Source organism: Haemophilus sp. SZY H68, from assembly GCF_018829685.1.
Classification (GTDB): domain Bacteria; phylum Pseudomonadota; class Gammaproteobacteria; order Enterobacterales; family Pasteurellaceae; genus Haemophilus; species Haemophilus haemolyticus_K.
Map to the genome: position 1 here is coordinate 18,963 of NZ_JAHKKB010000001.1, position 23,406 is coordinate 42,368.

The window sequence follows — 23,406 nt, forward strand, 5'->3', positions numbered from 1 at the left end:
TTCTTTTTAAATACTGTCTTCTTTCTCTATGACTAATATACGCGCTTCGCCTTGTGGATGAGCTACATGTTCGGTACCGATACTCGCATAAAAAATATCACCCGTATGGAGCAATACGGCTTTCTCTTGGCCATTTTCTTTGTAGCGCATTTCGACCGTACCATCCATCACTGCAAAGACTTCTTCACCGTCATTGATATGCCATTTGTAAGGTTTATCTGTCCAGTGAAGACGCACGGAAATACCATTCATATTGGTAATATCGAGGGCTCCCCAAGCACGTTCTGCCGTAAAGTGGCGACTTTTAATAACTTTATTCATGATTAAATTCCTTAGTGCGCTTTATCCCAATTTTGTCCAACACCCACTTCCACAATCAATGGAACGACTAATTCAGCAGCGGCTTCCATGTGTTGTTTAATTTGCTCACGGAAAAATTCTACTTTTTCTGACCGCACTTCAAACACTAATTCATCATGTACTTGCATAATCATTTCAATATCTGGATCGTGACGGATTACTTCATCAATTTTAATCATCGCTCGTTTAATAATATCTGCAGCCGTGCCTTGCATCGGTGCATTAATTGCTACACGTTCAGCCCCTTTACGACGCATTGCGTTGCTAGAATTAATATCAGGTAAATATAAACGGCGACCAAATAGCGTTTCCACATAGCCTTGTGCTTTCGCTTTTTCACGGATATCGGTCATAAATTGCTGTACGCCAGGGTAGCGTTGGAAATATAAATCCATGTATTTTTGTGCATCTGGACGGGAAATTCCCAGTTGACGTGAAAGTCCAAAGGCAGACATTCCATAAATTAAGCCGAAATTAATCGCTTTAGCATTGCGACGTTGCTCACTGGAGACTTCATCTAATGATACACCGAAAATTTCAGCAGCCGTGGATCGGTGAATATCCTTGCCCTGAGAGAAGGCGTTAATTAAACCTTGATCGCCCGAAAGATGCGCCATAATACGTAACTCGATTTGAGAATAGTCAGCGGCGACAATAGAATAACCTTCACGTGCGATAAATGCTTGTCGAATACGACGACCTTCTTCATTCCGAATTGGAATATTTTGTAGGTTTGGATCACTTGATGATAAACGCCCTGTTGCCGTGACTGCTTGATGGTAAGAAGTATGTACTCGGCCTGTTTGTGAATTGACCATTTGAGGCAGTTTATCCGTGTAAGTGGATTTGAGTTTGCTCAACCCACGATGTTCGACCAAAATTTTTGGTAATTCGTGGCTATAGGCTAATTCTTCCAATACTTCTTCATTCGTTGATGGCGCACCTTTTGGCGTTTTTTGTAAAACAGGTAGTCCAAGTTTATCGAACAAAATTTCTTGTAATTGTTTGGTGGAGGCCAAATTAAATGGCTGACCTGCTAATGCGTAAGCTTGTTCCTCAAGTGCGGTTAATCTTGCAGCAATTTCGTTAGATTGTATAAAGAGGGCATCACTATCAATCAAAACGCCTGAGCGTTCCATACGAGAAAGCACATGAAGTAATGGTAATTCCATTGTTTTATATAATTCAACAAGTGTTGGTTCTTCTTGCAGTTTCAACCACAGCGCTTGCTGTAATTTCATTGTCACATCAGCATCTTCTGCCGCGTATTCTGTGGCTTGTTCTAATGGAATTTGATTAAACGTAAGCTGACCTTTCCCTTTTCCTGCAATGCTTTCAAATGCGATAGTCTCATGCCCTAAATAACGTTTAGCTAAATCGTCCATATTATGACGACCCGTACTATTTAGCGTATAAGAAAGCAACATCGTATCAAATTCAACACCTTGTAATTCAATGCCATGACGGGCAAAAATACTTTCATCAAATTTAATATTTTGTCCAATTTTGTGAATGTCAGGATTTTCTAAAATTGGTTTGATAGCCGCAAGTGCGGTCGATTTTTCGAGTGTTTTTGGTGCATCCAAATAATCTAATTGCAATGGTAAATAAGCTGCTTCGCCATTTTCAAGACCAAAAGAGATACCTACTAAATTTGCAGACATATAATCAAGACTGTCTGTTTCAGTATCGACTGCAATGAGTTTTGCTGCATTGAGTTTTTCAATCCAGCGCGTTAAATCTGTTTGAGTGAGCAAGGTTTCATATTTTGTACGATCGATTTGAATTTTAGGCGCGTTCTCCACCGCACTATTTCCCACCGAATTTTGAGCTGGTGATGTCGCCTGATACTGGTTCATTTTCACTGGTTGTTCACCGGTTTGGGTTATGGAGTCTGCGCCATTTATCACTTCATTAAGCCAGCGTTTAAATTCGTAGCGAGCAAAATATTCAATAAGTTGATCATTTTTGCTTTCTCCAAGCAACAATTCATCTGTTGTCACGTTAAGTTCAACATCTGTTTTGATGGTTGCTAATGTATAAGAAAGATCGGCATTAGTTTTTTCTGCCAATAATTTTTCACCTAGTTTTTTCGCCCCACGAATTGGCAATTCTGCTACTTTCTCAAGATTGGCATAAATTTCAGCCATACTTCCGATACCTTGCAGTAAACCAAGAGCGGTTTTTTCGCCAACGCCAGCAACGCCCGGAATATTATCTGCACTATCGCCCATGAGTGCTAGATAATCAATAATGAGTTCAGGTGGAATACCGTATTTTTCAATCACGCCCTCGCGATCCAATAAGCTATTATTCATGGTGTTGATGAGCATAATATTGTCATCAACTAACTGTGCCATATCTTTATCGCCAGTACTAATGAGCACTTTTTTACCCAAACGCGATGCTTGTAGTGCGAGAGTGCCGATCACATCATCAGCTTCAACCCCTTCCACCACTAAAAGCGGAATCCCCAGTGCACGAATCATATCGTGCAAAGGCTGAATTTGTTTGCGCAAATCATCAGGCATTGGTGGGCGGTGAGATTTATACTGTTCAAACATTTCATCACGAAATGTTTTCCCTTTTGCATCAAAAACAACGGCTATATGAGTAGGTTGAACTTGTGAGATGAGGCTTTTTAACATATTTAACACGCCGTACATTGCACCTGTTGGCTCACCTGCGGCATTAGTTAAAGGAGGAAAGGCATGAAATGCACGATATAAATAAGAAGAACCATCCACTAGCACAAGCGGATTTGTTGCAATTTGGGCCATAAAAATCTCGTTTTAAACTGAAAAATGCTGGCATTATAGCGTAATTTATGATGATGAGCGAACGGGGGATTCAATGTAAAATTTGTGACGAACGTTTTTTGCTATGGCATAATATCAGTCACTCAAATATTTAATTTAAGGAAATCAAATGTCGTTAAAATTGGTCGAAATTTTAGTTTTGGGTCAGGTCTTGCGTTTAAACGTGCCCGTTGAACAAGAAGAATTATTGCGCCAAGCTGCGCGTAATTTAGATATATTGGTTTCCGAAATGAAGGAAAAGACAGGCCTTATTCAGCTTGATCGTGTGCTTTCGATTGTGGCGCTCAATTTGAGTTTTGAATTAACACAAGAAAAGAATAAAACACTACAAATAGAAGATGTGTTGAGAACGAAAATCCAGCAATTGGATCATTCTTTAGGAAGTGTTCGAGTATTAAAAGAATAAAATCAGTGATTAATTGTGATTTAAGTGTGGCTGAAAATTTAATGATTTTCAGCCGTTTTTTATAGCGTTAGACACGCTTGTATAGTCCATTTTCATTCAAAATTAAATCTTGTAATTCAAGATCTAGTAATTGTACGAGTAAAACATCCACGCTGAGTCCAAATTCTTCAGCTAAATCATCAATGCTCACAGGAGTGTAACCGATACGCGAGTAAAGTTTCGGGTGACTTGGTGCTTCCACTAATCGGCGAGGATCGGGTGGTGGCGTGTAATTAGGCACTGCGATCTGGTTAAAATCAATTTCAGTTTGGCTATGAATAGAATGTTGGTAGAGAGTTTCTAAAATATCTTTTGCATTTTCCACCAACATTGCGCCTTGTTTAATGAGACGATTACAACCTTGGCTAAATTCACTTTGAATATTGCCTGGCACAGCAAAAACCTCTCGGTTTTGTTCCAATGCATACCGAGCGGTAATCAGAGAGCCGCTTTTTTCCGTGGCTTCAACCACTAATGTCCCAACCGAAACCCCGCTAATAATCCTATTACGACGAGGGAAGTTTATCGCAATTGGTGCTTGGTTTGGTAAAAACTCAGAAACTAATGTACCGTTGTTTTGCAAAATGAGTTCTGAAAGTTTTCGGTGCTTTACGGGATAAATTTGTTCTAATCCGCTTCCTAAAACTGCAATGGTTTGTCCTTGAATATCAACAACTGCTTGATGGCAATGCCCATCTATTCCCAACGCAAGTCCACTGGTAATCGTAAAGCCAGCCAATGAAAGTTCCGTAGCAAAATATTTAGCCCAATATTCACCATAAGCTGTGCAGTAGCGACTTCCCACCATAGCAATTTGACGTTGTGAAAGTGCGGTTAAATTTCCTTTTACAAATAGCAGAGGAGGAAAGCTCGCTATCTGTTTCAATAGAAAGGGGTAAAAAGGGGAAAAATAATTCACCAAATGATTTCCATCTTTTTGTGACCACTCTAGCGCTGGCTCAATAAATTTTGCTTCAGGCTTGAACCAACGACGAATTTGAATGGCTCCCCATCCCATTTGTCGAAAAGCAACATCATCATAATTGAGCAACTCATCTAGCGTAATATTGGATAAAATTTTATCAATGCCCACTCCGCCAAGTTTAGGGACTTGCATTAGGCGGAGTAGCGTATAAGTAATATCGTGCATGCTTTTTCCTTTTTGATTTGAAAATTTAGTATGGAAAAAACGAGTGAAAGAAACGATTAACTCGAAAGCATTTTGCGATGCAGATCGCAAAAATTCTTTTCGATGAGTAAAAAATTGCAAAATTTTCTTATTTTGAAAATGTAAAAAATTCAATAATAAAAATTTGCTAAATGTAATCAACTTGGTTGAATATTCTTTTTATTTTAAATTTATTAGTTAAATGTATATTTTATTTTGTGTTTGAATGATTGTTTTTGATATAAAACGCTAAAAAATAGTTTGACAGCCAGTTTTTTATTCGTAATATGAAAAGCGTTTTACACAGAAGGATTTTTATTTATGTCTCGTATTGTTTCTTTATCTCTCAACCTGCTGCTCTCACATTTTGTGTGCGGCTAAGTTGTGGATGAAAAACGTCAGATGTAAATACCCAATTTTAAACCCGCACTTTATAAGCTGCGGGTTTTTTGTCTAAAAAATACAGGAAAATGCGCCGCACTTTCGGAGTGATTTAAGAAGGATATAAATTATGACAGATCGCGTTATTATTTTTGATACCACATTGCGTGATGGGGAACAGGCATTAAAAGCAAGTTTGACGGTAAAAGAGAAATTACAGATCGCTTTAGCACTTGAACGTTTAGGCGTGGATGTAATGGAAGTGGGGTTCCCCGTTTCTTCTCAAGGAGATTTTGAGTCTGTTCAAACCATTGCGCGTCATATCAAAAACTCTCGTGTTGCCGCATTATCTCGAGCTGTAGATAAAGACATTGATGCCGCATACGAGGCATTGAAAGTTGCTGAGGCATTCCGTATTCATACTTTTATTGCAAGTTCCGCATTGCACGTTGAAGCGAAATTAAAACGTTCTTTTGATGATGTGGTAGGAATGGCAGTTGCAGCAGTGAAACGCGCACGTAATTATACGGATGATGTTGAGTTTTCTTGCGAAGATGCCGGCCGTACAGGTATTGATAATATCTGCCGAATTGTAGAAGCCGCAATCAATGCAGGTGCAACTACAGTAAATATTCCCGATACAGTAGGTTTTTGTTTACCAAATGAATACGGCAACATTATTGCTCAAGTGCGCAATCGCGTGCCAAATATCGATAAAGCTGTGATTTCTGTGCATTGCCATAATGACTTAGGTATGGCAACCGCTAATTCTTTAACTGCAGTACAAAATGGTGCGCGTCAAATTGAATGTACTATCAACGGTATCGGCGAGCGCGCAGGCAATACCGCCTTGGAAGAAGTGGTGATGGCAATGAAAGTTCGCCAAGAATTTATGGGTGTAGATACTCGTATCAATACTCAAGAAATTCATCGTGTGAGTCAAATGGTTAGCCAGCTTTGCAATATGCCGATTCAGCCGAATAAAGCCATTGTGGGTTCAAATGCTTTTGCGCACTCTTCTGGCATCCATCAAGATGGTATGTTGAAAAACAAAAATACCTACGAAATCATGTCTCCAGAAACGATCGGTTTGAAAAAAGAAAAATTGAATTTAACTGCACGTTCTGGTCGCGCGGCTGTGAAAGGTCATATGACAGATATGGGCTATAACGAACAAGATTACGATTTGGATAAATTGTACGATGCCTTCTTAAAATTAGCCGATAAAAAAGGTCAAGTGTTTGATTATGATTTGGAAGCATTGGCGTTTATTGATATGCAACAAGGTGATGAAGATCGTTTAGTATTAGATAAACTTTCTGCTCATTCAACGAAAGAATATCCAGCAACAGCCTTTGTTCAATTGAAGTTGGATGGCGAGAAATTAAGTACGTCTTCAATTGGCGGTAATGGTCCTGTGGATGCGGTTTATAACGCAATCTTAAATTTGACTGGCTTAGAAATCAAAATGTCTCACTATAACTTAACCGCTAAAGGCGAGGGCGCAGAAGCATTAGGGCAAGTGGATATAGTAGTTGAACACGAAGGCCGTAAATTCCATGGTGTTGGTTTAGCGACAGACATTGTTGAATCTTCCGCACTTGCTTTAGTCCACGCGATCAATGCGATTTATCGAGCGCATAAAGTCGCCGATATTAAAAGCCATAAACATCATTAACCAAATTCCCCTCTTTACAAAAGAGAGGAGAAAATATGAAGAAAATTAACCGCACTTTAGTGTGAAAGAAATAGGAAAAATAATATGCAATCATACAATGTAGCTGTATTACCAGGCGATGGTATTGGCCCTGAAGTAATGGCGGAAGCGATTAAGGTATTAAACAAAGTTCAAGAAAAATTTGGTTTTAAACTTAACTTCAACGAGTTTTATGTAGGTGGTGCAGCCATTGATCATTGTGGTTGCCCATTACCAACAGAAACTTTAAAAGGCTGTGATGAAGCTGACGCGATTTTGTTTGGTTCTGTTGGTGGCCCTAAATGGACAAATTTACCACCTGATCAACAACCAGAACGCGGTGCATTATTACCATTGCGTAAACATTTCAAATTATTCTGCAATCTCCGCCCTGCTACCCTTTATAAAGGACTCGAAAAATTCTGTCCATTACGTGCTGATATTGCTGCGAAAGGTTTTGATATGGTGGTGGTTCGTGAATTAACAGGCGGAATTTATTTCGGTCAGCCTAAAGGCCGTGAGGGCGAAGGCGCACAAACCAAAGCATTTGATACGGAAGTGTATTACAAATATGAAATCGAGCGTATTGCTAGAGCCGCTTTTGAGGCAGCAATGAAGCGCAATAAAAAAGTCACTTCTGTGGATAAAGCGAACGTATTACAGTCTTCTATTTTATGGCGTGAAACCGTGACAGAAATTGCAAAAGAATATCCAGAAGTCACCTTAGAGCATATTTATATCGACAATGCGACCATGCAAATAATCAAAGCACCTGAGTCTTTCGATGTGCTCCTCTGCTCTAACATTTTCGGCGATATTATTTCTGATGAAGCGGCGATGATCACGGGTTCTATGGGGATGTTGCCATCCGCCAGTTTAAATGAAGACGGTTTCGGTTTATATGAACCTGCAGGCGGTTCAGCCCCTGATATTGCAGGTAAAGGCATTGCCAACCCAATCGCACAAATTCTTTCTGCCGCGATGATGTTGCGTTACAGCTTCAACTTAAACGAAGCCGCAGATGCCATTGAAAATGCGGTACAAAAAGTCTTAGCAAAAGGTTACCGTACGGGTGATTTAGCCGATGACTCTACACCTGTTTCAACTGCGGAAATGGGCACATTGATTGCTGACGCAATCTAATAAAAAACAATGAAAGTGCGGTTCAAAAATACCTCGGATTTTAACCGCACTTACCCTAACAAAAGCCTCTAACGAATTGAGAAATATTATGGCAAAAACACTTTACGAAAAATTATTTGATTCGCACATTGTGTATGAAGCAGAGGGCGAAACGCCGATTTTGTATATCAACCGTCATTTAATCCATGAAGTGACTAGTCCGCAAGCCTTTGATGGGCTACGTGTTGCGGGGCGCCAAGTGCGCCAAGTGAATAAAACTTTCGGTACCATGGATCACAGCATTTCTACTCAAGTACGCGATGTGAACAAACTTGAAGGTCAAGCTAAAATTCAAGTGTTAGAACTTGATAAAAATACCAAAGCGACGGGTATCAAATTATTTGATATGACAACGAAAGAGCAGGGAATCGTACATGTGATGGGGCCTGAGCAAGGCTTAACTTTGCCAGGTATGACTATAGTCTGCGGTGACTCCCATACAGCTACTCACGGTGCTTTCGGTGCTTTAGCATTTGGTATTGGCACTTCTGAAGTGGAACACGTATTAGCCACTCAAACACTAAAACAAGCACGTGCCAAAAGCATGAAAATTGAAGTTCGCGGCAAAGTGGCACCGGGCATTACTGCCAAAGACATTATTCTTGCCATTATCGGTAAAACCACCATGGCAGGTGGCACAGGCCATGTGGTGGAATTCTGTGGTGAAGCGATTCGTGATCTTTCTATGGAAGGCCGTATGACCGTATGTAATATGGCAATTGAAATGGGCGCGAAAGCAGGTTTAATCGCACCGGATGAAACGACTTTCGAATACTTAAAAGGTCGTCCACATGCACCAAAAGGTAAAGATTGGTATGATGCTGTTGATTATTGGAAAACCTTAAAATCTGATGACGATGCAAAATTTGATACGGTGGTAACATTAGAAGCAAAAAATATCGCACCACAAGTAACTTGGGGTACCAACCCGGGGCAGGTGATCTCTGTGAATGAAACCGTACCAAATCCGCAAGAAATGGCAGATCCTGTACAGCGTGCTTCGGCAGAAAAAGCCTTACATTATATTGGCTTAGAAGCTGGCACTAATTTAAAAGAAGTTAAAGTTGATCAAGTATTTATCGGATCTTGCACCAACTCGCGCATTGAAGATTTACGCGCAGCAGCGGCAGTGATGAAAGGTCGTAAAAAAGCCGACAATGTAAAACGGATTTTAGTGGTACCAGGTTCCGGTTTAGTGAAAGAACAAGCGGAAAAAGAAGGCTTGGATAAAATCTTTATTGAGGCAGGCGCTGAATGGCGTAACCCTGGCTGCTCAATGTGTTTAGGGATGAACGATGACCGTTTAGGCGAATGGGAACGTTGTGCTTCCACGTCAAACCGTAACTTTGAAGGTCGCCAAGGGCGTAATGGCCGCACCCACTTAGTGAGTCCTGCGATGGCAGCAGCAGCGGGAATGTTCGGTAAATTTGTTGATATTCGTGACGTAACATTAAACTAAGGAGCAGAAAATGGCAGGATTTAAACAACTTTCAGGCTTAGTAGTGCCATTGGATGTGGCAAACGTGGATACGGATGCGATTATTCCAAAACAATTTTTACAAGCTATTACCCGTGTAGGTTTCGGTAAACACTTATTCCATGAATGGCGTTATTTGGATGTAGAAGGCACCAAGCCAAACCCAGATTTTGTATTGAATTATCCACAATATCAAGGCGCGACCATTTTATTAGCGCGTAAAAACCTTGGCTGTGGTTCTTCGCGTGAACATGCACCTTGGGCATTAGCCGATTATGGTTTCAAAGTGATGATCGCACCAAGTTTTGCGGATATTTTCTATAACAATAGTTTAAACAACCACATGTTACCAATTCGTTTAAGCGAAGAGGAAGTGGAAGAAATCTTCCAGTGGGTGTGGGCAAATGAAGGCAAACAAATCCATGTGGATTTAGAAGCGATGACGGTTACTGTAGGGGATAAAGTATATCACTTTGAACTGGATGAATTCCGCCGTCATTGTTTGTTAAACGGATTGGATAATATTGGTTTAACCCTTCAACACGAAGACAAAATCTCAGAATACGAGAAAAACATCCCAGCGTTCTTGCGCTAAAAAGATAAAAGTGCGGTGATTTTTCACCGTACTTTTTGATCTAATCTAACGTTTTAATGATTCCATTATCGACTGAAAACATTTTTCTGTTTTTGACTTGCATCTCTTTTAATTGTTCTTGAGTAATGGCGGTAACAAATACTTGTGAACCGCTTTGTTGTAATCGTTCTGCCAACAATGCTCGCTTATATTGATCCAATTCTGATGCAAAATCATCGATTAAAAAAATACAATGGCGTTGCTTTTCTTTCATTAAATGCTCGCCTTGAGCCAGTCTCAATGCGCACATTAAAAGTTTAAGTTGTCCACGAGAAAGTACATCTTCCACTGGCAATCCTTGTCCTTTGAAACGAAAATCAGCTTTTTGAGGTCCAGAAAATGTGTAATTTAAGGCACGATCTCGTTCAAAATTTTGCTCAAGAACCTCTGCGTAATCTGTATTTTTTTCCCATCCTTGATGAAAGCTGACATTAATTTCTAATTCAGGGAGGAAAAGTTGGCAAGTTTGTTCGATTTCAGGGCGTAGTGCTTCTGCATATTCGGCACGCCATTGACTCACTTGATGAGCAAGTTTGGCAAGCTCGACATCCCAAACTTTAATAGCGGAGTAGGGCTGATTTTGTGCAAGGGCGGCATTTCGCTGTTTGAGTAATCGATTGAGATTGCTCCAAGCTGCATAAAAACTTGTTTGATGATGAAAAAGTCCCCAATCCAAAAATGCTCGACGATAACTTGGCCCACCATTCAATAAGGTTAAGCCTTCTGGGGTGATTAATTGCATTGGTAAAAGATGAGCAAGATCGGAAATTTTATTGCCATCTTCACCGTTAATTTTTACTAACGTGTTGCCTTGACGAAGTTTTTGTAATCCCACTGACCATTGATGTTGGCTTTCTTGTATTTGTCCAAATAAGGTAAAGTGAGGTTCGTCGTAAGAAATGATGCGATTTGTTACCGCACTTTTGAATGAGCGTCCGTGACCGAGATAAAAAATCGCTTCTAATAGGCTTGTTTTCCCGCTGCCATTGTTGCCGACCAAAAAGTTAAAGCCGGGATCAAAATCAAGATCCACGGCTGTTAAGTTACGAAATTTTTCGACCAGTAAGCGCGAAATCGCCATATTATAAACGCATTGGCATAATTACATATTCGCTACTGCTGTCTTCACAGTTTTCGATTAAGCAACTAGAAGATGCATCAGTTAGGCGCATGCGAACTTGATTGCACTTAAGCGCATTTAGCACATCAAGAATATAGGTGACATTAAAGCCGACCTCTAATTCTTCTCCATTGTAATTGACATCTACAATTTCTTCCGCTTCTTCATGTTCGGTGTTGGAGGCTGTAATTTTTAGTTGGTTTTCGCTTAAGTTTAAACGCACGCTACGCACGCGCTCATTCGATAAGATTGATGCGCGAACAAAGGCTTGTTTAAGAATTTCCCAGCTGCCTTCGACAATTTTCGTTGCATTACGAGGCAACACTCGGCGATAGTCAGGGAAACGACCATCAATTAATTTTGATGTAAATACAATGTTTTTTAGATGAATACGTAAATTGTTGGTACCGATTTGTAAACGCGCGGGTTCATCGCTTGTTTCTAATAAACGAACAAGTTCTAACACGCCTTTACGCGGTAAAATCACCGAATGATTTTGTAATTCTTGTTCAAGTGAGATAGTACACACCGCAAGTCTATGGCCATCTGTTGCCACAGTACGCAATAAATTGCCTTCTGTTTCAAACTTCATACCATTTAAGAAATAGCGGGCATCTTGGTTTGCCATGGAAAATTGAGTGGTTTCAATTAAACGGCGCAAGGTATTTTGCGGTAGTTCAAAATCTACTTCAGACTGCCAATCAGTGAGGTTAGGATATTCTTCTGCAGGTTGAGTTGTTAGTGTAAAACGGCTGCGCCCAGACTGCACTAATGCACGGTCTTCTTCAAACGTAACCGTGATTTCTGAATCATCAGATAAAGTGCGGCAAATATCTAAGAATTTTTTTGCTGGAATCGTAAAGGTGCCATTTTCAGAAGACGATGAAATCTGAGTTTGACTCGATAATTCGACTTCCAAATCTGTGCCTGTGATAGTCAATCGATTGTCTTCAATTTGCAACAACACATTGTTTAATACAGGAATGTTTGGACGACTACTCAATACGCCACATACTTGTTGCAACGGTTTTAATAAATTTTCTCTTGAAATACTAAATTGCATTGCGTTCTCCTTTTATGCGGACAAAGTGCGGATTAAATTCGCCCAATCTTCTTGAATACTATTGTCTTGTTCGCGGAATTTTGGGACTTCGCGACAAGCGTTTAATACGGTCGTGTGATCACGGTCAAATGCGCGACCGATTTCAGGCAAACTGCGGTTTGTTAATTCTTTTGCTAATGCCATGGCAATTTGACGAGGACGAGTCACCGAGCGTGCACGACTTTTTGATTTTAAATCTGAAACCTTAATTCGATAATATTCAGCCACCACTTTTTGAATATTTTCAATGGTAACCAAGCGTTCTTGCAGAGCCAAAATATCTTTTAAAGTGTCACGCACGAAATCAATATCAATGTCACCGCCTTTGAAGTCTTGCATTGCTTTCACGCGATTTAACGCTCCTTCAAGTTCACGAACATTGGTACGTAAGCGTTGAGCAATGAAGAAAGCGACTTCTTCTGGCAAGTTCATATTATGTTCTTCTGCCTTTTTCAATAAAATCGCTACACGCGTTTCAAGATCGGGTGGCTCAATGGCTGTTGTTAAGCCCCAGCCAAAACGTGATTTTAAACGTTCTTCAATTCTTTCAATTTCTTTAGGATAACGATCCGATGTTAAGATAATTTGGCGACCAGTTTCAAATAAGTTATTGAATATATGGAAGAATTCTTCTTGAGTTTTTTCTTTTTCAGCGAAGAATTGAATATCGTCCACTAAAAGCGCATCGAGAGAACGATAGAATTTTTTGAATTGATCCATTTTATTATCACGCACTGCTTTTACCATATGTTGCATAAAGTTATTTGCGTGAATATAAAGCACACGCGCATTCGGTTTATTGGCTAAAATACCGTTGCCAATCGCGTGTAATAAGTGGGTTTTCCCTAAACCTGTACCACCATATAAGAAGAATGGATTGGCTGAAGGTTCACCTGGCGCTTGAGCAAGTTTTTGACCAACTGCACGTGCGAGTTGGTTCGATTTACCTTCAACAAAGTTATCAAATAAGTGTTTAGTATTTAGATGGGATTCAAATTTTACTGAAGCACTAGATTCAGCTTGAAAATCTACCGCACTTTCTGTTTTAGGATTGCCACTTGGTGCACTTTCTACTACTTTAGGTGCAGGTTTGACCCCTTCTTTTAAAGAAATTCGAAGTTCAGGATTTTGTGCAAGTGTTTGACAAATTTGCTGGATTTGTGCGAGATAATGAGTTTCTACCCAACCTTTCACAAACATATTAGAAGCATATAGAACAATGTGGTTATCCGCCACCACATCAGCCTGTAAAGGACGAAGCCAAGTGCTAAGATCGCTGGCCGAAACTTGATCTTGAAGTTGTAACAGGCAACTTTGCCAAAGATTTGAGAGATTCACAAAAGGATCCTTGTTGTTTTTGTAATAGAGAAAAGTGCGGTAAAAATTGGCGGAGATTTTACAATAAATGCGTGGAAAGATCTTCTAAAAAATCGGCTTGAGATTTATACAAAAATCCGTATAATCCCCCCGATTTTGGAAGTTCGAGAGTTTTTCCCGAAAAATTTCCGTTTCTTATTTGACGAACGCGTATTTTATGATTAAAATTGCGCTCTATTTTTATTAACTTATAATCTGGATTTAGGTAGATTACAATGAAACGTACATTTCAACCTTCTGTATTAAAACGTAGTCGTACTCACGGTTTCCGTGCTCGTATGGCAACTAAAAATGGCCGTCAAGTTTTAGCGCGTCGTCGTGCTAAAGGTCGTAAAAGTTTATCTGCATAATCACCGTTCTTAGTGGTTAAGCTGAACTTTTCAAGGGAGTTACGTTTGTTAACTCCCGTTCAATTCAAAAATGTCTTCGAACAACCGTTCAGAGCTAGCACTCCAGAAATAACCATCCTTGCCAGAAAAAATAATCTTGAGCATCCTCGCTTAGGTTTGACTGTGGCTAAAAAACACTTAAAACGAGCCCATGATCGTAATCGTATTAAACGCTTAGTACGAGAAAGTTTTCGTTTATCGCAACATCGTTTACCAGCATGTGATTTTGTTTTTGTTGCAAAAGGTGGTATTGGTAAGCTTGATAATAGCTCTTTTGTGCAAATCTTAGAAAAATTATGGCAACGACACATTCGTTTGGTGCAAAAATCTTAATTGGATTTATTCGTTTCTATCAACTTGTTATTAGTCCTCTTATCGGGCCTCGTTGTCGGTTTGTGCCCACTTGTTCTTGCTATGGCATTGAAGCGTTAAAAACACATGGATTGTTAAAAGGTAGTTGGCTTACTCTAAAACGTGTATTAAAATGTCACCCCTTGAACGCTGGTGGATTCGATCCTGTTCCACCTAAAATCAATAATAACGATGAGAAAAAATAATGGACTCAAGACGTAGCCTATTAGTGTTAGCGCTAATTTTTATTTCTTTCCTTGTTTATCAGCAATGGCAGTTGGATAAAAATCCACAAGTGCCAACTGAGCAAACAACTTCAATGACAGCCAATTCTGATGTTCCGGCAAGTTCTCCTTCTTCTAATTCACAAGTCGTAGCAGATTCTCAAACTCATGGCCGTATTATTACTCTTGAAAACGATGTACTTCGTTTGAAAGTTGATACTTTAGGCGGTGATGTAATTAGTTCTGAATTATTAAAATATGATGCAGAATTGGATTCAAAAACACCGTTTGAGTTATTAAAAGACACCAAAGAACATGTGTATATTGCACAAAGTGGTTTAATTGGTAAAAACGGTATCGATACTCGTTCCGGTCGTGCGCAATATCAAATTGAAGGTGATAATTTTAAATTAGCAGATGGTCAAGAATCTCTTTCTGTGCCTCTTCTTTTTGAAAAAGATGGTGTAACTTATCAAAAAATCTTCGTATTAAAACGTGGTAGCTATGATTTAGGCGTAGATTACAAGATTGATAACCAAAGTGGTCAAGCTATTGAAGTGGAGCCTTATGGTCAATTAAAACATTCTATTGTTGAAAGCTCTGGTAATGTCGCAATGCCAACTTATACTGGTGGCGCATATTCTTCTTCAGAAACAAACTATAAAAAATATAGTTTTGGCGATATGAAAGATAATAATCTTTCTATTGATACTAAAGCTGGTTGGGTTGCAGTATTACAGCATTATTTCGTATCTGCCTGGATTCCTAATCAAGATGTAAATAATCAACTTTACACAATTACAGATACTAAAAATAATGTCGCTTCAATCGGTTATCGTGGTCCAGTTGTGACAATTCCTGCTGGTGGTCAAGAGACGATTACAAGTTCATTATGGACTGGGCCTAAACTTCAAAATCAAATGGCTACCGTAGCAAACCATTTAGATTTAACAGTTGATTACGGTTGGGCTTGGTTTATTGCTAAACCGTTATTCTGGTTATTAACCTTTATTCAAGGGATTGTATCTAACTGGGGCTTAGCGATTATCTGTGTAACAATCGTGGTGAAAGCAATTTTGTATCCACTTACGAAAGCACAATATACTTCAATGGCTAAAATGCGTATGTTGCAACCTAAAATGCAAGAAATGCGTGAGCGTTTTGGTGATGATCGCCAACGTATGAGCCAAGAAATGATGAAACTTTATAAAGAAGAAAAAGTAAATCCACTTGGTGGTTGTTTGCCAATTCTTCTTCAAATGCCAATCTTCATTGCATTGTATTGGACATTTATGGAAGCTGTTGAACTACGCCATGCTCCGTTCTTTGGTTGGATTCAAGATTTATCAGCACAAGATCCTTATTATATTTTCCCTATTTTAATGGGTATCTCAATGTTCTTGTTGCAAAAAATGTCGCCAACACCAGTGGCTGATCCAATGCAGCAAAAAGTGATGAACTTTATGCCATTAGTGTTTATGTTCTTCTTCTTATGGTTCCCTGCTGGTTTAGTGTTGTATTGGTTAGTTTCTAACTTAATTACAATTGCACAACAGCAATTGATTTACCGTGGATTAGAGAAAAAGGGATTACATTCTCGTAAGAAATAATCTTAAATGAATGGAAAGAAAGGCACCAAAAGTGCCTTTCTTTGTTTTATCAGTCGTGGTAAATATTGCTACGGTTAATGATAGTAATAGCGCTGTTGGTAAATATATACATTTTCTCAATAGGGTAATATTACGATTAGTCTAGAGTATGCTTACTCTACGTGATAATAGGTTTTTTATGAAAGAAACAATCGTTGCTCAAGCTACTGCGCCAGGTCGTGGTGGCATTGGGATTTTAAGAGTCTCTGGGCCTTTAGCAACAGAAGTTGCACAAGCGGTGTTAGGGAAATGTCCTAAGCCAAGAATGGCTGATTATCTCCCTTTTAAAGATGCTGATGGCACTATTTTAGATCAAGGGATTGCCCTTTACTTCAAATCACCAAATTCATTTACTGGTGAGGATGTATTAGAATTGCAAGGTCACGGTGGGCAGGTTGTATTAGATTTATTACTCAAACGTATTTTACAAATTGATGGAATCCGTTTGGCGAGACCGGGTGAGTTTTCTGAACAAGCTTTTTTGAATGATAAATTGGATCTTGCTCAAGCGGAAGCCATTGCAGATTTAATTGATGCGACATCAGAACAAGCAGCGCGCTCAGCATTAAAATCTTTGCAAGGTGAATTTTCAAAGAAAGTAAATGAATTAGTTGAATCGGTTATTTACTTACGTACCTATGTGGAAGCGAGCATTGATTTTCCTGATGAAGAAATTGATTTCTTGGCGGATGGAAAAATTGAAGCAAACTTACGCGGTATTATTAATCAGTTAGAAGATGTTCGCTCTGAAGCCAAACAAGGTTCTATTTTACGTGAAGGCATGAAAGTGGTGATTGCCGGTCGTCCGAATGCAGGCAAATCGAGCTTGCTTAATGCGCTTGCTGGTCGCGAAGCGGCTATCGTCACGGATATTGCGGGTACAACGCGCGATGTATTGCGTGAGCATATTCATATTGACGGCATGCCATTGCATATTATTGATACCGCGGGTCTTCGAGATGCAACCGATGAAGTCGAGCGCATTGGCATTTCTCGCGCATGGACGGAGATTGAACAAGCCGATCGTATTATTTTGATGTTAGATAGTAGCGATCCTGAAAGTGCAGATTTAAGTAAAGTTCGGTCAGAATTTTTAGCAAAATTACCCACAACGTTGCCTGTCACTATTGTTCGAAACAAAATTGATTTAAATGGCGAACAAGCAAATGAAAGCGAAGAAGACGGGTATCAAATAATTAGTCTTTCCGCTCAAACACATGATGGTGTACAACTTTTACGTGATCATTTGAAACAAGCAATGGGTTTCCAAACAGGCATGGAAGGCGGCTTTTTAGCTCGTCGTCGTCATTTAGATGCCCTTGAGAAAGCCGCAGAACATTTACAAATTGGTTTGGTTCAACTTACAGAATTTCACGCAGGAGAACTTTTAGCGGAGGAATTACGTTTAGTTCAAACTTACTTGAGTGAAATTACAGGCGAATTCACATCAGATGACTTGCTAGGTAATATTTTTAGCTCTTTCTGTATTGGAAAATAATTTCTAAATTATGAGCTTTTATACACTTTGTATTATTGCACTGGGCTTATCAATGGATGCCTTTGCTGTATCCATTTCTAAAGGTATTGTATTAAGATCTTTTCGTTGGAAACAAGCTCTTTATATTTCTCTCTGTTTTGGGTTTTTCCAAGGTATCATGCCTGCAATAGGTTTTTTTGTAGGCTTACAATTCAGTTCAATGATTCAAAATTGGGATCATTGGATTGGTTTTGTTTTACTTGCATTAATTGGCATTAATATGGTGCGTGAGGGATTAAATTCAGACTCTGAAGCAAGTGTAGAGCCATCTATAAATTTGAAACGTTTATTGACTTTGGGTTTAGCTACGAGTGTGGATGCCTTAGCAATTGGCATATCTTTTGCTTTTCTTTCTGTCGATATTTTTTCGGCTATGGTAATTATTGCACTGACTACTTTTATCGTTTCATTATTCGGCGTAAAGAGCGGTCATTTTCTTGGGCAAAAATTTAGATCAAAAGCGGAGATTTTTGGTGGCATAGTGCTGATTGGAATTGGCATTAGCTTGCTTTATGAGCACGGTGTTTTCACTTTTTAAGATGCTAATTTTCTACGTTTAGATTATAATCGGGGAAAATTTTATATTTATAACAAGGGTTATAGAATGTTAATTGAAAAAATGCACAATTTATCAAATTCAAAGGCCGCTAAGTTTATTCTGGGTTTGATCACATTATCGTTTTTAGTCGGCGGTATGTCTGGCTATCTTTTTAGTTCAAATGATACTTACGCTGCAAAAGTTAATGGTGAAGTGATTTCGCAACAAGATTTTTTAAATCGCTATAACCAAGAATTTGAGGCTCGTGCACAACGCGAAGGCGAAGCATTTATGGCTCAGTCAGATTCTCCTGAATTTGTTACCGCACTTCGTCAAAGCACCATTAATCGAATGATTGATCAAGAATTGCTCCGTCAATATGCGAAAGAATTAAAATTAGGCGTCAGTGATGAAATGATTAAACGAGCAATCGTGACGGATCCTAATTTTCAAGTTAATGGAAAATTTGATAACGGTGTTTATCAACAAGTATTACAACAAAATCGTTTAACGTCAGATGGTTATGCAGCTATTTTGCGTGGCGCATTAACCCTTGAACAAATGCAAAGTGGTGTTGCTAACAGTGAGTTTATCGTGCCTGCTCAAGCAAAAAATACCGCAGAAGTTTTCTTTCAAAAGCGTTCAGTTCGTTTAGCAACATTATCTCTTGCTGATGAAATGGCAAAGCAAGCGGTATCTGATGATGAAATTAAAGCTTATTACGAGGCTAATCAAAAATCTTTTGTTCAGCCAGAACAAGTGAAGGTTCAATATATTGATCTCTCTGGTAGCCAAATCGAAAAAGGTATCGAAGTTAAAGATGTAGAAATTGCGCAATATTATCAAGATAATAAAGCTCAATTTATGACTCAGCGTTTAGCACATATTCAATTTGCAAATGAGCAAGATGCTAAGGTGGCTTACGATGAATTACAAAAAGGTGCAAATTTCGCTGATGTAGCTAAAGCTAAATCTTTAGATAAAGTTTCTGGTGAGAATGGTGGTGATTTAGGTTGGGTAAATGCGAATGAATTACCAAAAGCCTTTGAAGCTGCTGCAGCTGCATTGCAGGTAGGTCAATATAGCCAACCAATCAATGTGGATGGCAATTACCATATTGTTTTAGTGCAAGAGCGTAAAGCTCAAACTTTAGATGAAGTGAAAGCACAGGTTGCAGATTTAGTTCGTAAATCCTTGTTAGAAAATCGTTATTACGCAATTGAAAAGCAAGTGCGTGATAAGGCTTTTGAGGATAGTAAATCGTTGAATAGTGCGGCACAAGTTGCAGGTGTTAAAGTTCAAGAAAGCGGTTATTTTTCTCGTCAAAATGTACCTGCAGAATTAAATTTCCCTAATGTAGTTTCTGCGGTTTTTGAATCTGATATTGCCAATGGAGGCGCTAATTCAGAGCCTTTGAATGTTGGCGATTATCACGCTATTGTAGTGCGTGTGTTAGAGCACAAACCTGAAGGTGTGAGAACATTGGAAGATGCGAAAGCAGATATTGAAATGTTCTTAAAACGCCAGAAGGCTGAAAATGTTCTTAACGAAAAAGCACAACAAGTGGTGAAAGCATTAAGCGAAAATGCTGAATCGAAAGTGGATGGAATTAATTTCTCAAGTGAGCAGAGTTTTACTTTAAGTGAAAATAAAGATCCAATTTTAACAAATGATGTATTTTCAATTGCTAAACCAACATCAGGTAAAACGGTTTACCAAGTTGCTCATAATGAGAAAGGCGATGTAGTTATTATTGCTTTAAATAAAGTAGAAGACGGCGTGCTTAACGATAAAGAATTAAGCCAATTTAGTGCCCAATTATTACGTACAAGTCAGGCTGAAGTTCAAGCGCAATTAATGCAAGGATTGCGTGAGAGAGCAAAAATTGAAGTCAATGACTCTTTCATTAATCAAGATGATGAAGCACAGCAATAATTGATTAAATTGCAATCTCAGATAAATTTTGATAAAAAGTGCGGTAAATTCACCGCACTTTTTTATAGGGAGCAAACAATGGCAGAGGAAACAATTTTCAGCAAAATTATCCGTAAAGAAATTCCTGCAAATATCGTCTATCAAGATGAATTAGTCACTGCGTTTCGTGATATTTCACCGCAAGCTAAAACACATATTTTGATCATTCCAAATAAAGTAATCCCAACAGTGAATGATGTGACGGAGCAAGATGAACTAACGCTAGGTCGATTATTTAGTGTAGCGGCTAAACTCGCTAAAGAAGAAGGTATTGCGGAAGACGGTTACCGCCTAATTGTGAATTGTAATAAACATGGTGGACAAGAAGTATTCCATTTACATATGCATTTAGTCGGTGGTGAACCTTTAGGTAGAATGTTAGCGAAATAATGAAAAAATATTTTCTAATTTTGGCGAGCCTTGTGCTCGCTGCTTGTTCAAGTTCAGTAGAAAACTTAACTTATTCAACGAAGCCGATTTTGAATATCACATCTAATCTTTCACCTTTAATTCAAGTTGAAACGAGTCAAAAATCAGCGGTTATAAAAAATAAAAGTCAGCAACTTTTGAATATAAGTTACTACTTGTATTGGTACGATCATTTAGGGGTAACCCAAACTTGGGAAAATCAGCAAGAAAGCTATTCCGCTCAATTTTTGCTAAAACCACAAGAAGAGAAATCGATCGATTTAATTAAACCTACTGTAGAAAGTAAAAATTACCGCCTTTATTTAAAATAATTTATGAGCACGTTGTTAATTGATTTAAAAGGAAAAGAGTTGGAACAAGAGGAAGTTGAGTTACTTTCTCACCCTCTTGTTGCGGGATTGATTTTATTTACTCGAAATTTTGAAGATAGAGAACAAATTCAAGAATTGATTCGTTCTGTTCGTCAACGAGTGAAAAAGCCTTTATTGATTACGGTGGATCAAGAAGGCGGACGAGTTCAACGTTTCCGCGATGGATTCACAATGTTACCTTCAATGCAGGCTTTTCAAGAAACATTGTCAGCAACTGAACAAGTGAGTTTTGCTAACGAAGCAGGTTGGCAAATGGCGGCAGAAATGATTGCCTTAGATATTGACTTGAGTTTTGCGCCAGTGTTGGATTTGGGACACGAATGTCGAGCGATTGGTGATCGCAGTTTTTCATCTGATGTAAAAAGTGCGGTAAATTTAGCAACCGCTTTTATTGATGGTATGCATCAAGCAGGTATGGCTTCTACAGGTAAACACTTCCCTGGTCATGGTCATGTATTAGCTGATTCTCATTTAGAGACACCTTATGATGATCGTACAAAAGATGAAATTTTTAGTTGCGATCTCCAACCTTTCCAACAGTTGATTTCACAAAATAAACTCGATGCCATTATGCCTGCGCATGTCATTTATAGACAATGTGATAGTCAACCAGCAAGTGGTTCAGAATATTGGTTAAAAGAAATCTTACGAAAACAACTAAATTTCCAAGGTGCAATTTTTTCCGATGATCTCGGTATGAAAGGCGCTGGTGTAATGGGCGATTTTGTAGAGCGTAGTAAAAAAGCACTCAATGCAGGTTGTGATCTTTTATTACTGTGCAATGAACGTGAAGGTGTCATTCAAGTATTAGATAATCTAGAACTTACTGAAAATGAACCGTACTTTATGACTCGTCAAGCTCGCTTAAAAAATTTATTTAAACGTAGAGTGTTCAAGTGGAATGACTTGGTTTTAGATCAACGTTGGAAACTGAATCACCGAAATCTCGCAGACATTCAAAGCCGTTGGCTAGATATTCAGGCCGCAAGAAAATGATTGATTGTCGATACTATAAACAAAATGAATGTCGTTCTTGTCAATGGCTTGAAATACCTTATAGTCAGCAGCTAACTGAAAAACAACATCATTTAAAGCAGCAACTGATTTCTATTAATTGCAATGGAGCTCAATGGTTGGCTCCTTTTGAATATGATGAACAAGGCTTTCGTAATAAAGCTAAAATGGTTGTTAGTGGTAGTGTTGAACGCCCGATACTTGGCATTTTAAAAAATCCTAATGATCCACAAAGTGCGATTGATTTGTGTGATTGCCCCCTTTATCCAACTCATTTTTCATTGATTTTTCCGGTTTTGAAGGATTTTATTGGACGTGCTGGTTTAGTACCTTATAACATTGCTAAACAAAAAGGCGAGCTTAAATATATTCTGCTGACAGAAAGTATCGCGACGGGAAAATTAATGTTGCGTTTTGTATTACGCACAGAAAATAAATTACCATTAATTCGTCGAGAATTACCAAAATTATTGGAAAAATTACCGCACTTAGAAGTGGTTAGCATTAATTTACAGCCACAGCATGCGGCCATCTTAGAAGGTGAACAAGAAATTTTTCTGACAGAACAACAATTTTTGCCTGAGATTTTCAATAGTATTCCGCTCTTTATTCGCCCACAAGGTTTCTTTCAAACCAATCCTAAAGTGGCGGCGGGATTATATGCTACAGCTCAGCAATGGGTGAGTGAATTACCAATCTATAAAGTCTGGGATTTATTTTGTGGTGTGGGTGGATTTGGCTTACATTGCGCTAAAGCTTTAAAGGAAAAATGGGGAAAAAGTATTGAGTTGACTGGAATTGAAATTTCCTCATCAGCTATTTTTGCGGCGAGTCATTCCGCTAAAATATTAGGTTTAGAACATGTAAATTTCCAATCATTAGACGCGGCAAGTGTGATGAAAAATCAGAATGAGAATAAGCCAGATCTTGTGATTGTAAATCCACCACGTCGTGGAATTGGAAAGGAATTAAGTGAATTTCTTAACGAAATGCAATCGGACTTTATTTTATATTCTAGTTGTAATTCTGTAACAATGGGCAAAGATTTACAGCATCTCACTTTTTATAAACCGTTGAAAATTCAACTTTTTGATATGTTTCCACAAACATCTCATTATGAAGTATTAGTTCTACTACAAAGAAAAAAGAATACTTAAAGAAATATAAAA

At 38.7% G+C, this 23,406-nt stretch carries 22 protein-coding genes; 16 read left to right on the plus strand and 6 right to left on the minus strand.

The window, feature by feature from the left end:
* Positions 1–6 precede the first annotated feature (6 nt).
* Complete coding sequence (locus KP712_RS00095) at positions 7–321, minus strand: cupin domain-containing protein (protein WP_048954279.1); 315 nt, start codon at positions 319–321, stop codon at positions 7–9.
* An 11-nt stretch (positions 322–332) separates the two neighbouring features.
* Positions 333–3,140 carry a DNA polymerase I gene (gene polA / locus KP712_RS00100; RefSeq protein WP_048954277.1) on the minus strand — a complete coding sequence of 936 codons (2,808 nt, stop codon included), beginning with the start codon at positions 3,138–3,140 and terminating at the stop codon, positions 333–335.
* 148 nt (positions 3,141–3,288) lie between these two features.
* Here polA and KP712_RS00105 point away from each other — a divergent pair, with 148 nt between their 5' ends.
* Positions 3,289–3,585 (plus strand): cell division protein ZapA, encoded by a 297-nt coding sequence (locus tag KP712_RS00105; RefSeq protein ID WP_048954276.1) that lies wholly within the window; start codon positions 3,289–3,291, stop codon positions 3,583–3,585.
* A 67-nt stretch (positions 3,586–3,652) separates the two neighbouring features.
* Here KP712_RS00105 and dprA read toward each other — a convergent pair whose 3' ends face one another.
* Positions 3,653–4,774, minus strand: coding sequence for a DNA-processing protein DprA (dprA, locus tag KP712_RS00110; RefSeq protein WP_111407450.1), 1,122 nt, complete (start codon positions 4,772–4,774; stop codon positions 3,653–3,655).
* Between the two features lie 529 nt (positions 4,775–5,303).
* On the opposite strand from dprA, the gene leuA reads away from it, so the two are divergent.
* The 4 genes from leuA (at position 5,304) to leuD (ending at position 10,123) form a co-directional block, all read left to right on the plus strand.
* Positions 5,304–6,851, plus strand: a complete 1,548-nt coding sequence (gene leuA / locus KP712_RS00115; RefSeq protein ID WP_111407093.1) for a 2-isopropylmalate synthase — start codon at positions 5,304–5,306, stop codon at positions 6,849–6,851.
* 84 nt (positions 6,852–6,935) lie between these two features.
* Positions 6,936–8,012 carry a 3-isopropylmalate dehydrogenase gene (leuB, locus tag KP712_RS00120; RefSeq protein ID WP_111407094.1) on the plus strand — a complete coding sequence of 359 codons (1,077 nt, stop codon included), beginning with the start codon at positions 6,936–6,938 and terminating at the stop codon, positions 8,010–8,012.
* Between the two features lie 88 nt (positions 8,013–8,100).
* A complete protein-coding gene (gene leuC / locus KP712_RS00125) occupies positions 8,101–9,510 on the plus strand; it encodes a 3-isopropylmalate dehydratase large subunit (protein WP_111407095.1) in 1,410 nt (469 codons plus the stop codon).
* A 10-nt stretch (positions 9,511–9,520) separates the two neighbouring features.
* The gene (gene leuD, locus KP712_RS00130) at positions 9,521–10,123 is read left to right on the plus strand and encodes a 3-isopropylmalate dehydratase small subunit (protein ID WP_111407096.1); all 603 of its coding nucleotides are present in this window, start codon (positions 9,521–9,523) and stop codon (positions 10,121–10,123) included.
* Positions 10,124–10,163: 40 nt separating this feature from the next.
* Here the strand turns inward: leuD and recF are convergent, their stop codons facing one another.
* The 3 genes from recF to dnaA are packed head-to-tail and all read right to left on the minus strand — an operon-like array spanning position 10,164 to position 13,722.
* The gene (gene recF / locus KP712_RS00135; RefSeq protein WP_140450178.1) at positions 10,164–11,243 is read right to left on the minus strand and encodes a DNA replication/repair protein RecF; all 1,080 of its coding nucleotides are present in this window, start codon (positions 11,241–11,243) and stop codon (positions 10,164–10,166) included.
* A gap of 1 nt (position 11,244) precedes the next feature.
* Positions 11,245–12,345 (minus strand): DNA polymerase III subunit beta, encoded by a 1,101-nt coding sequence (dnaN, locus tag KP712_RS00140; RefSeq protein ID WP_140450179.1) that lies wholly within the window; start codon positions 12,343–12,345, stop codon positions 11,245–11,247.
* A gap of 12 nt (positions 12,346–12,357) precedes the next feature.
* A complete protein-coding gene (gene dnaA / locus KP712_RS00145; RefSeq protein ID WP_140450180.1) occupies positions 12,358–13,722 on the minus strand; it encodes a chromosomal replication initiator protein DnaA in 1,365 nt (454 codons plus the stop codon).
* Between the two features lie 254 nt (positions 13,723–13,976).
* Between dnaA and rpmH the strand changes: the two genes are divergently transcribed.
* The 11 genes from rpmH (at position 13,977) to rlmC (ending at position 23,394) form a co-directional block, all read left to right on the plus strand.
* Positions 13,977–14,111 (plus strand): 50S ribosomal protein L34, encoded by a 135-nt coding sequence (gene rpmH / locus KP712_RS00150; protein ID WP_005539760.1) that lies wholly within the window; start codon positions 13,977–13,979, stop codon positions 14,109–14,111.
* Positions 14,112–14,123: 12 nt separating this feature from the next.
* On the plus strand, positions 14,124–14,483 hold the full coding sequence (rnpA, locus tag KP712_RS00155) for a ribonuclease P protein component (RefSeq protein ID WP_032803246.1): 360 nt from the start codon (positions 14,124–14,126) through the stop codon (positions 14,481–14,483).
* Positions 14,447–14,707 carry a membrane protein insertion efficiency factor YidD gene (gene yidD / locus KP712_RS00160; RefSeq protein WP_005631409.1) on the plus strand — a complete coding sequence of 87 codons (261 nt, stop codon included), beginning with the start codon at positions 14,447–14,449 and terminating at the stop codon, positions 14,705–14,707. Before rnpA ends, yidD begins: the two co-directional genes overlap by 37 nt.
* On the plus strand, positions 14,707–16,335 hold the full coding sequence (gene yidC / locus KP712_RS00165; protein WP_048954259.1) for a membrane protein insertase YidC: 1,629 nt from the start codon (positions 14,707–14,709) through the stop codon (positions 16,333–16,335). The genes yidD and yidC overlap by 1 nt, the downstream gene beginning before the upstream one ends.
* Positions 16,336–16,513: 178 nt before the next feature.
* Positions 16,514–17,872, plus strand: coding sequence for a tRNA uridine-5-carboxymethylaminomethyl(34) synthesis GTPase MnmE (gene mnmE / locus KP712_RS00170; RefSeq protein ID WP_140450181.1), 1,359 nt, complete (start codon positions 16,514–16,516; stop codon positions 17,870–17,872).
* A gap of 10 nt (positions 17,873–17,882) precedes the next feature.
* Complete coding sequence (locus tag KP712_RS00175; RefSeq protein ID WP_140450182.1) at positions 17,883–18,449, plus strand: manganese efflux pump MntP family protein; 567 nt, start codon at positions 17,883–17,885, stop codon at positions 18,447–18,449.
* Positions 18,450–18,515: 66 nt separating this feature from the next.
* Positions 18,516–20,384, plus strand: a complete 1,869-nt coding sequence (gene ppiD / locus KP712_RS00180) for a peptidylprolyl isomerase (protein WP_140450183.1) — start codon at positions 18,516–18,518, stop codon at positions 20,382–20,384.
* Positions 20,385–20,462: 78 nt separating this feature from the next.
* Positions 20,463–20,813 (plus strand): purine nucleoside phosphoramidase, encoded by a 351-nt coding sequence (gene hinT / locus KP712_RS00185; protein ID WP_065246130.1) that lies wholly within the window; start codon positions 20,463–20,465, stop codon positions 20,811–20,813.
* On the plus strand, positions 20,813–21,163 hold the full coding sequence (locus tag KP712_RS00190; RefSeq protein ID WP_106013503.1) for a YcfL family protein: 351 nt from the start codon (positions 20,813–20,815) through the stop codon (positions 21,161–21,163). The genes hinT and KP712_RS00190 overlap by 1 nt, the downstream gene beginning before the upstream one ends.
* 3 nt (positions 21,164–21,166) lie before the next feature.
* On the plus strand, positions 21,167–22,219 hold the full coding sequence (gene nagZ / locus KP712_RS00195; RefSeq protein ID WP_140450184.1) for a beta-N-acetylhexosaminidase: 1,053 nt from the start codon (positions 21,167–21,169) through the stop codon (positions 22,217–22,219).
* A complete protein-coding gene (gene rlmC / locus KP712_RS00200; RefSeq protein ID WP_215770432.1) occupies positions 22,216–23,394 on the plus strand; it encodes a 23S rRNA (uracil(747)-C(5))-methyltransferase RlmC in 1,179 nt (392 codons plus the stop codon). Before nagZ ends, rlmC begins: the two co-directional genes overlap by 4 nt.
* Positions 23,395–23,406 lie beyond the last annotated feature (12 nt).